A 9,654-nucleotide genomic window follows, 5' to 3' on the forward strand; every position below is an offset into this window, starting at 1 on the left:
CCCCCCCCCCCCCCCCCCCCCCCCCCCCCCCCCCCCCCCCCCCCCCCCCCCCCCCCCCCCCCCCCCCCCCCCCCGCCGGCAATACTGCCCCCGGGGGAGGGGGCCCGCCCATGCAATCCAGCTACGTCGACGCCGGGAGCTCGGACCCGCGGGAGGTCCGCCGCCCGGTCCCGGAAGGCGTATTCCGGATGATGGCCGCCGGTGTCGGGCTGCTGATCGTGCTGGCCTTCGTGCCGCTGATGTTCGAGGGGCAGCACCGGCTGAACGTCCAGGCGGTGTCGGTGGCGGCGTCGAACCTCGCGGCGGTGGTCATCGCCGGCGTGGGCGTGCTCCGCACTCGCGGCGTCGACCGGCGCTGGCGGCTGCTGATCTGGGTGACGCTGGTCCTCGAGCTCGCCGGCGCCGCCGACTGGATCCGCCACTACCCGCTCCACCACGTCCAGCGGGTCGCGCTGGGCCTGGTGGACGTCCTGTACCTGGTGCCCTTCCTCGTCACGACCGTCGCGCTGCTCCTGATCCCGACGGAGCCGGACCGCGACGTGCGGGGCCTGCCCCGCGGTCCCGGCAGCCGCCCGCGCTACTCGAACGCCCTCGTCGCGCTGGACGGCCTGGTGATCGTGGTCTCGATGCTGTTCATCATCTGGACAACCACGCTGGGCGAGATCGTCGCGAGCGGCGTGCGCGGGATGGCCTTCTTCCTCGCGATGGCCCTCCCGTTGTGGGGGATGCTTCTCGTGGTGCTGGCGATGCTGCTGGCGACCTTCCGGCGGCCCCGCAACGGGCGGTCGATCGCGCTGCTCATCGCGGGGCTGGCCGCGGTGGTCGCCCCTGACACGGCTGTGGTCAGCCTGACCCTCGACGGGACCGAGAACCTGGCGCACACGGCGCCCTACTGGATTGGCCTGGCCGTCGGCCAGCCCCTGATCGCCCTCTCGCTCGTCGTCCCGGAGCGCCGCGGGCGGGCCGGTGACCAGGCGAACGCGTCGATGACGAGGCTGGGGAAAGGCCTGGTCTGGCCGTGGGCCCACGTCTACGTGCCCTATCTCCCGCTCGGCGCCGCCGCGCTGCTCATCGTCGGGCTGGCGGTCAGCGGAACTGCGCTGGGCGGCGCCTCGCTCTACCTGGCACTGCTGCTGGCGACGCTGGTCACGTTTCGCCAGCTCATCACGATGGCCGAGAACGTCCGGCTGCTCGCCACCCTGCAGTCAGCGCACAAACGGCTGCGCCACCAGGCCTTCCATGACGAGCTCACAGGCCTGCCGAACCGCGCGCTGTTCACCAGCGAGCTGGAGCGGGCGATCGAGAACCACCGCGCCGAGCGGCGGGCGGTGATCGTGCTGTTCTGCGACCTGGACAATTTCAAGAGCATCAACGACACCCTCGGGCACGCGGCCGGCGACGACCTGCTGCGCGCCGTCGCCGGCCGGCTGCGCGGCGCCGTGCGGGACAAGGACCTCGCGGCCCGGCTCGGCGGCGACGAGTTCGCCATCCTGCTCACCGACCTGGCCGGCGCCGGCGAGGCACGGATCACCGGCGAGCACACCGGGCAGCGGATCCTCGCCGTCATGCGCCAGCCGTTCACCGTCCGCGGGAGCCGGCGGTACGTGCGGGTCAGCATCGGCCTCGCGATCGCCGACGTCCAGGAGCCGGTGGACGACGCGGAGCAGCTGCTGCACCGGGCGGACACCGCGATGTACACCGCCAAGCACAGCCACAAGGGCGGACTCGTCCTCTCGCACGGCGGCGAGCCGGTGGCCACGAGCGTCGCGGCCACCGTCGGCCCGACTTTCACGCTCAAGCTGACGACCGACGGCACCACCGGTGACCTCGCCGTCTGCTACCAGCCGATCCGCGACCTCTCCGACGGCCAGGCCATCGGGGTCGAGGCGCTGCTCTGCTGGGTGCTGCCCACCGGTTACCCGATTCCGGCCGACGAGCTTCTCCGGGCCGCCGAGCGGGACGGCTCCATCGCCGAGCTGGAGACCCACCTGCTCGAACGGGCCTGCCGTGATCTGCCCACGATCCGCGACCGGCTGCGCGCGCCGGTCCGGATGCACGTCAACGTCTCCCCGGGCCGGGTGGGCGGCCGCGAGTTCGCCGACCACGTCGAGGGCGTGCTGCGCTGTCACGGCCTGGACGCCGGCGCGCTGGTCCTGGAGGTCGCCGGCACCGCCCACATCGCGGACCTGGCCGCCGCCGAGACGACGCTGCGCCGGCTGGTCAGCGCCGGAGTCGACGTCGCGCTCGACGACGTCGGCGGCGCCGACACGTCGCTCGCCGCGCTCTACCAGCTGCCGCTGCGCCTCCTGAAGCTGGACGCCATCCTCTCGGCCGACCTGGTGACCGCGCGGCGGGCGCCCTGGCCGAGCCTGCCCTCCGCCCGCGCCGCCGTCATCGACTTCGCCGCCGCGACCGGCCTGACGGTGGGCGCCGACGGCATCGAGACGTCAGCGCAGCTGGAGACCCTGCGCGCGGCCGGCTGCCGCTTCGGGCAGGGCAGCCTGCTCGGGCCGCCGCGGACGCTGGAGCTTCTGGGGGCCACGCCTGGCCGCGCTCCGCCGCGAAGCTGGCAGCCCATGACCGGTTGAGGCCACCTGCCCTGACCTGCGCACCTCCTCATAGACTGTCCCTGGCCACCAGAGACAGCGGGGGGTGTCGCCTGTGCGCCGGCTTGGTTCCCAGTACGTCCTGCACGCCCCGCTGGGCCGGGGCGCGAGCGGTGAGGTCTGGCGCGGCAGCCGCGAGGCGGACGGCAGCCCGGTCGCCGTCAAGATCCTGCGGGCCGAGCTCACCGAGGACCCAGAGGTCGTCGAACGCTTCCTGCGCGAGCGCCGGGTGCTGCTCGGCTTCGAACACCCGCACCTCGTCAGGGTGCGCGACCTGGTCGCCGAGGGCGACACCCTGGCGATCGTCATGGACCTGGTCGAGGGCACCGACCTGAGGCGCTACCTGCGCGCGTCCGGACCGCTCGACCCGACGGCCGCGGTCTCGCTGACCGACCAGGTTCTGGACGCCCTCACCGTCGTGCACGGCCAGGGTGTGGTCCACCGGGACGTCAAGCCGGAGAACATCCTCGTCGACACCACCGATCCCGGCCGCCCCCAGGCGATGCTCACCGACTTCGGGATCGCCCGGCTCACCTACGGCGCGGCGATCACCCGGCGGACCGGCCTCATCGGTACCCCGCGGTACATGGCGCCGGAGCTCTCCGGGCAGACGCGGGCGACCCCTGCCGCCGACCTGTACAGCCTCGGCATCGTCCTCTACGAGCTGCTCAGCGGCCGGGCGCCGTTCGACGCCGACCATCCGATCGCGATGCTGCGCGCGCACCTGGAGCAGTCGCCCGCGCCGCTCGACGGCCTGCCCGGAACGCTGTGGCCCACGCTTGCCCGGCTGCTCGCCAAGAGCCCGACCGACCGTCCCGCGACGGCTGGCGACGCCCGCGCCGAGCTCACGATCGCACTGACCGCCACGCCGTCTCCCACCCCGCTGCCCGGCCAGGCCTCCGACCCGCGCCGAGCCGCCGCCGTGGCCGGTGCAGCACCGCCCGAGCACGACGAGACCGTCCTGTCGCCCCGGCCAGACGGGTTCCCACCCCCGCTCGGCGAGCTGACGTCCGAGACCGCCCTCGCCGCGCTGGCATCCACGCCCGCCGCGGCGGGCGACACGGAAGTCGATCCCCCGCCCGCGCGGCCAGCAGGCGCGAAGCGCCCCGCGCGGCTGATCTGGGCGGCGATCCTCGCGGCGGCCGTCATCCTCACCGCCGGATCGTGGGCCCTCGCGGCGGCCGTCGGCGGCGATCACGGCACGGGCGGCGCCGCTCCCCTTGCCGCCACGCGCCCCGCCGCCACAGACCCACCGATGACGGCCGCCCCACCGATGACGGCCGCGACCGGCGACGTCCTCCCAACCGTCGGGCCGAGCACCTCGGCCGCCAGCGGTCCGGCCAGCCGACCCAACCACGCGCAGGCCGCCGACACCCCGGCCCCAGGCCAGGTCCAGCCGGCCGAGGACGACCACGCCACCGTGCCCGATGTGCGGAAACTGGCCCTCGACCAGGCCTCCGCCACCCTGAAGCAGGCCGGGTTCGGCAACATCCCCTACCTGTACGGCTGCTACGCGGACAGCCCCGTCGGCACCGTCGTCCGCCAGGACCCGCCGTCCCGGGGGCGCGCGGCGCCGCCCCCCCCCCCCCCCCCCGGCCCCGGGGGGCGCCCGGGCCGCCCCCGGTGGCGGGTAGGCGGCCGGTCCGGGTTGGCGTCAGGTTCTCGTCGGGTCCGTGTCGGATCGACGTCGGGTTGATGTCGGGTTTTCGTCGTGACGTCGGGTCCGTGTCGGATCGGTGTCGGAATTCCGTCGGGAATTCTCCTTAAACCCGTCGCGTTTCCGCGTTTTTCTACAATGAAAATGTAGAAATAGATCCTGTTCGGATTACGTGACATTTGTTTGCGGGACGGGCAGATTGGTCGTGGCGGCAGCACACCGGAGCTGGCCGCGAAACCATCACCCGCCTTTTCCCGCTGGAGTTTGTCATGCCTCGTTTCGTGTATCGGCCGTCCATGTTGTCGCGGCTGTTCCGCTGGTCGGCGGCCGTCGCTGCGCTCTATCTGGTCCTGTTGTTCTTCTCGTACGTGGCGGGTCACGTGTTGACGGTCGCCGGTCCGTTCCTAGCCGTGGCCGGTCTGGGTTACGCGGCGCTCGTCGTGATCCGGCGAGGCCGGGACCAATGAGAGTCGCGATCGGCATGAACCCTTTCTCCGGTGCCCCCGGTGCGGCCTCGCATTCGGCGCTCGTCCTGCTGTTCCCGGCGGCCGTGTGGTGGCTGTTGGAAACGGTCGTCGTGATGGGCCTGGTCTGGCACGGCATGAAACCGCGCCGCGTGTCGGTGGCCGTGTGGGTCGCGCTCGTGTGGCTGCTCGCGTCGGCGGCCCGCTTTACCCCGCTTGTTCTCGCGCTGGCCGTTCGCTAGCCGCTACTTCCCCGCATCTTCCCTGGAAGGAACCCTTTCATGTTCCGCACCGATGGCGACATTCCCGTGACCGGCTACGGGCCGCTGACCTTGAACGACCTCGCGGAACGGGCCGAGCGTGCCCGCGTCGAGCACATGGAGACCTACACCGCTACTGAGGTCATGCACCGCGCGTTGATGGCCGAGCCGGAATACGACGGGGAAACCGCCGAGCTGGTCGACGCCGCCGTTTCGTTCGTCAAGGAGTTCCGAAATAGGACCCGCGTGGAATGGCGCGCTACATACCGAAATTGGGCCACCGCGGCCGGGGTCGAAATCCTCCCGGAAGACGACAATGACGAGGACGTCGAGCTTTCCGACGCAGAGCTGGAGGTCTGAGCCATGCAGATCACCATCATCATTCTGCTGGGGATTCTCGCGCTTGTCGCGCTGATCGCTCCCCGCACGCGGACACGGAGCCTGGTACCGGTGGTGTGCATTCTGCTCGGCTGGTACTGGTCGTTCTACGGGTTCGTCCCGACCATTAAAGCCGTCGCCGCGCAGCTCGACGGATTCCTGCGCGCGGTGCTCGCTTCCTAACCCTTTCACGGTTCCCACCGGCCCGGGGGGGGGGCCCCCCCCCCCCCCCCCCGGGGGGGGCCGCCCCCCGCGCCCCCCCCCGCCGCGCCCCCCCGCCGGCCCGGCGGGGGCCCCCCCCCCGCGCCCGGCGACCCCCCGCTTTCCCTGTCTCGCGTGTTCTGGGAGTTTCCCGTGTCCGATAACCTGCCGGTGCCGGCCGAGCCTACGGGCTGGGTACCGGACATTCCCGCCGTCATCGCGGAAATCCGCCCCTACCTTCCCCCGGCGCGGGCCGCCGCGCTGGAACGCAGCTACGAAACCATCCTGGACGAACTCCCGGCCGCCGACCCCGTGCCGGTCGACCCGACCCCGGCCCCGGCCATGGCCGCCGGTGGAGTGCGGCGGCCGATCATCCCGCCGAGCCTCGCCCACGGGCAGCTCGCTGCGACCGCGCGACACACCGGAGCCCGGCGGGCGCACGTGATGGCCTACCACGCTGTGCGGGCACCCTGGTATCTCCTGCTCGTCGCCGGGGCCGCTGCGCTCGGCACGGGCCGCCTTGCCGGCCGGCTTGTCCGGTGGTGGTCGGTCGCGGAGTCCGCCCCCCTGCGGCGGGCGGCCGTGGAGACGGGCGACTCGGCGACGTGGCTCCGGCTAGACCGTGAGGCCCGGACCGGCCGCCGGTCCCGTTCCGTCCTGGTGTTCGTCGCCGGCGGGACCGGGTTGACCGCGCTGGCCATCCTGACGGGCGCGCTGGCCCGCCTCCCGTGGCCCGCGTCCGCGCTGGCCGTCGTCGCGGCCGTGGGTGTGCTGGCGCGGGCCGGACGGCCGTCGGGACGGCCGCTGATCGCGCCCGCGATCGTCACCCCCCGTTTCCGCAAGCTCAACGCCGACATCGTGTTGCGCGCCTACTACGCCGCACGGCTCGGCGCGGACAAAGATGACCAGCGGATCACGTTCGGTACGCCGATGGCCCGCGATGGCGACGGTTCCCGCGTCTCGGTAGACCTCCCGTACGGGAAAGGTTTCACCGACGCGGTGAAAGCCCATGGTGCGATTGCGTCGGGGCTCGACGTCGCGGTGACGCAGGTCTTTCTCACCCGCGATCCGACGTCGCACCGGCGGCACACGTTGTGGGTGGCCGACCGTGACCCGTTGGCGATTCCCGCCGGACGCACGCCACTCCTACGCGGCCACCCGACCGACATTTGGACTCCGGCCCCGTTCGGGCTGGATGAACGCGCCCGCCCGATCGCGATTGACCTTCTGTGGAACTCGATTCTCGTCGGGGCGCAGCCCCGGCAGGGAAAGACGTTCGCGCTCCGTTCCCTCGGTCTGTTCGCCGCGCTCGACCCCTACGTACGCATCACCGTGGCGGACGGGGGCGGGAAACCGGACTGGCGGAAATTCGATGCCATCGCCGACCGGACCGTGTTCGGGCTGGCCCCGACCCGCGAAGGTGACCCGACCGAAATTCTGATCGACACACTCCGCGAGATCCGCGCGGACGTGCAGGCCCGATACCTCGCACTGTCAGACCTCCCACCCGACCTGGTACCGGAAGGGAAACTCACCCGCGACATTGCCCGCGACCCGAAATATGGCATGCCCGTGCGGATGCTCCTGCTCGACGAGTTCCAAGAGTTCTTCGCGACCGGCAACTCGACGGCCGACACCGAAATAGCGACGCTCCTGGTCTACCTGATCCGGGTAGCCCCGGCGGCCGGCGTCATCATCGGCAGCGCCACCCAACGGCCCTCGGGCATCGGGTCCGGCGACGTCGCGAAGAAATTCACCGACTACCGCGACAACCACCTAGTCCGCTTCTCCCTACGCACCGGATCCTGGCAGGTCTCGGATCTGGTCCTCGGCGCGGGCGCGTTCAGCGAAGGACTCGACTCGTCAGTACTCGCGGCCGAGCACAAAGGCGCGGGCATCCTACGCGGAGCCAGCGAAGCCAACCCCACGGTCCGCACGTTCCTAGCCGACGCGGAGGATGCCGCGCACATTCTCACGATCGGCCGGAAACTCCGAGAACACGCCGGAACGCTGTCCGGGCAGGCAGCCGGACACATCGCCCAACGCGAACCGCGTGACGTGCTCGCCGACGCGCTGTCCGTGTTCGCCGACGGCGCCCCCGGGCTGCACTGGCCCGAACTGGCCGACCGGCTAGCGACCGCCTACCCGGCCCACTACCGCGACGCCACGGCCGACGCGATCAGCGCGCAACTTCGCGCGCTCGGGGTCGCCAGCGTCGATGTCCGCCGTGACGGCCAGGTGCGCAAGGGCGCCCGCGTGGACGCCCTGCGCGAGGCCCACCGGGCGCGCGTGGACGTGTAGCGGCAGGCGGGGGTGTAGCGGCAGCGCTACACCCCCCGCTACACCCCACACCCCGCCTGACCAGCACGTTTCGCCCGGTGTAGCGGGTAGCGGCAGCGCGCCCGGCAGGCCGAAAACCCGCACCAGAGGCCCGCGACGCCCGACACGGCCGCTACCCGCTACACCCACAAACCCGGCGACGCCGGGAGACAAGGCAGACTGGCGTGACCGCTCCCGCGCAGCGCCCGCCCGACCCACCTCTTCGCGGACCCGACCCGGACGCGGCCACGGCAGCGTCCCCCCAGACAGCCGACACCCCGGACGCTGAACCCGCCAACGACGACACCGAAGAATTCAACCGCTGGATGGCCGAAACCCTCGCCGAAGCCCCACCCGTCCCTCCAGCGGCCAGAGCCCGCATCGCCGGCATCCTCACCCGACAGAGACCACCAAACCGGCCCCCGACGTAGATCACTGAAAGCGCCGACGCGGTGTTGTGCAGCATGCGAGTGCTGATCGGACTACGGAGACGTCCCCAGCATGTCGCGGCGCGACGGGACGCCGATGGCGAGGTTCGGGGTGTAGCGGCAGCGCGAGACCCCCGCTACCCGCCACACCCCCACCCACGTCGACTTGTCTCACTCTGTAGCGGGGTGGCCACCTCGGAATTGTCAACGCATCCGGTATCGAACCCGAAGCATCCATTCAAGTGGCTGGGTCACGTTGATTGGGGAGATTCGTTGCGGCGGCTTGTCGGAAGCACCAAGGGGCCCAAGGGACGACACTCCAAAGGATGCGACCCATCTACATCTTGACCTCGCAACAGCCATGAGGCGACTCAGGTCTTCGTTGTCATTGAAGAGTTGGCTCGTGACGTGATTTATAAACTCGCCGTCGTTGCGATCGGGATCGGGATCGGGAAAGAGTCCGATGTCGCACTTCGTTAGGATTATTGCCACTGGAGATTCGAGAAGCTGCGATGGTCCTATATCCCTGGCCTCGCAAACCGTCTGCAAGACGAAGATTAGGTCATTTACCTGCTCGCTCAACGGAGGGGTAATTTGAGGCCCGATTCCAGTGGCAGCCGGAAAATCGATAACCAGGAATAGCGCTTCACTGTCGGTGGCGTAACTAAAGTATGAGGTCTTTGCTTGCCACTGAACCGATCCTGGTACCATTTCGCCAATTTGCTCTCCTGCAGCATCAGCGAATTCGAGTTCATATTCGGCAGGCCGGCCAGGAAAGAGACGAAGGAGGGCCTGAGGTGGCGCCATGAGTGAGATTTTCGCTGAATAGAGGTACAGGTAGTCGCGCGCAGTGCGTTGGATCCATTCGCCGCGCCTGAGACCATTAAGCGCATCGAAGACGCGGCCAAGCGTCTCAGAGGAAGGGGAGAACCGAAAACTCGGCTCTGGAACGGTCTGCAGCCGGTCGAAGAGACTTGTTACATACATTGTCTTTCCGACCCCCGGGGACCCAATTATGGCCACCCTAATCCGGTGGGGTATTGTTATCTTTACTAGTCTCGCCGTCGCGGCTCCGACTGCTGAAATGAGCGCACCGGCAACAGCGACGAAAATTGGCCAATACTTGTGCAAACTTGAAGAAAATAGTAGGCCGACGCCAACAGATGCCCCTAGGGCCCCGGCGGCGACGACGGCGGCCGAGATTGCCGCTCCTCTAGAAGTTTGCTGCGGAGAAGGCCTACTCATAGTCTTCTCCAAACCATCGATGCAAAGAACAAAAAGCAGAGAGATAGGATGATAGTACAGGCTTCCACAGATCCGAAGCGGTGGTCTTTATGCCCC

Annotated in this window: 7 protein-coding genes; all 7 read left to right on the plus strand. The window is 70.0% G+C overall.

Annotated features, from left to right (window positions below; genetic code table 11):
- The first annotated feature begins 110 nt into the window (after nt 1–110).
- The 7 genes from I6A60_RS34710 to I6A60_RS34740 all read left to right on the plus strand — a co-directional run bounded on the left by I6A60_RS34710 (nt 111) and on the right by I6A60_RS34740 (nt 7,867).
- Nucleotides 111–2,588, plus strand: coding sequence for a bifunctional diguanylate cyclase/phosphodiesterase (locus I6A60_RS34710; RefSeq protein ID WP_203012078.1), 2,478 nt, complete (start codon nt 111–113; stop codon nt 2,586–2,588).
- 73 nt (nt 2,589–2,661) lie between these two features.
- Nucleotides 2,662–4,302, plus strand: a complete 1,641-nt coding sequence (locus I6A60_RS34715) for a protein kinase (RefSeq protein WP_307874014.1) — start codon at nt 2,662–2,664, stop codon at nt 4,300–4,302.
- Between the two features lie 230 nt (nt 4,303–4,532).
- Nucleotides 4,533–4,730 carry a hypothetical protein gene (locus tag I6A60_RS34720; protein ID WP_203011902.1) on the plus strand — a complete coding sequence of 66 codons (198 nt, stop codon included), beginning with the start codon at nt 4,533–4,535 and terminating at the stop codon, nt 4,728–4,730.
- Nucleotides 4,731–4,744: 14 nt separating this feature from the next.
- Nucleotides 4,745–4,969, plus strand: a complete 225-nt coding sequence (locus I6A60_RS34725; protein ID WP_203011904.1) for a hypothetical protein — start codon at nt 4,745–4,747, stop codon at nt 4,967–4,969.
- Between the two features lie 39 nt (nt 4,970–5,008).
- A complete protein-coding gene (locus I6A60_RS34730) occupies nt 5,009–5,347 on the plus strand; it encodes a cysteine protease (protein WP_203011906.1) in 339 nt (112 codons plus the stop codon).
- Between the two features lie 3 nt (nt 5,348–5,350).
- Complete coding sequence (locus I6A60_RS34735; RefSeq protein WP_013422785.1) at nt 5,351–5,548, plus strand: hypothetical protein; 198 nt, start codon at nt 5,351–5,353, stop codon at nt 5,546–5,548.
- A 171-nt stretch (nt 5,549–5,719) separates the two neighbouring features.
- Nucleotides 5,720–7,867 (plus strand): cell division protein FtsK, encoded by a 2,148-nt coding sequence (locus tag I6A60_RS34740; protein WP_203011908.1) that lies wholly within the window; start codon nt 5,720–5,722, stop codon nt 7,865–7,867.
- Nucleotides 7,868–9,654: the final 1,787 nt, after the last annotated feature.

It is taken from the genome of Frankia sp. AgB1.9 (assembly GCF_016786355.1).
Taxonomy (GTDB): domain Bacteria; phylum Actinomycetota; class Actinomycetes; order Frankiales; family Frankiaceae; genus Pseudofrankia.

What these genes read in the sequence shown, in the direction of transcription:
- I6A60_RS34710 (WP_203012078.1), top strand. Translation starts at nt 111, where the DNA reads ATGCAATCCAGCTACGTCGACGCCGGGAGCTCGGACCCGCGGGAGGTC.
- I6A60_RS34720 (WP_203011902.1), top strand. Translation starts at nt 4,533, where the DNA reads ATGCCTCGTTTCGTGTATCGGCCGTCCATGTTGTCGCGGCTGTTCCGC.
- I6A60_RS34725 (WP_203011904.1), top strand. Translation starts at nt 4,745, where the DNA reads ATGAACCCTTTCTCCGGTGCCCCCGGTGCGGCCTCGCATTCGGCGCTC.
- I6A60_RS34730 (WP_203011906.1), top strand. Translation starts at nt 5,009, where the DNA reads ATGTTCCGCACCGATGGCGACATTCCCGTGACCGGCTACGGGCCGCTG.
- I6A60_RS34735 (WP_013422785.1), top strand. Translation starts at nt 5,351, where the DNA reads ATGCAGATCACCATCATCATTCTGCTGGGGATTCTCGCGCTTGTCGCG.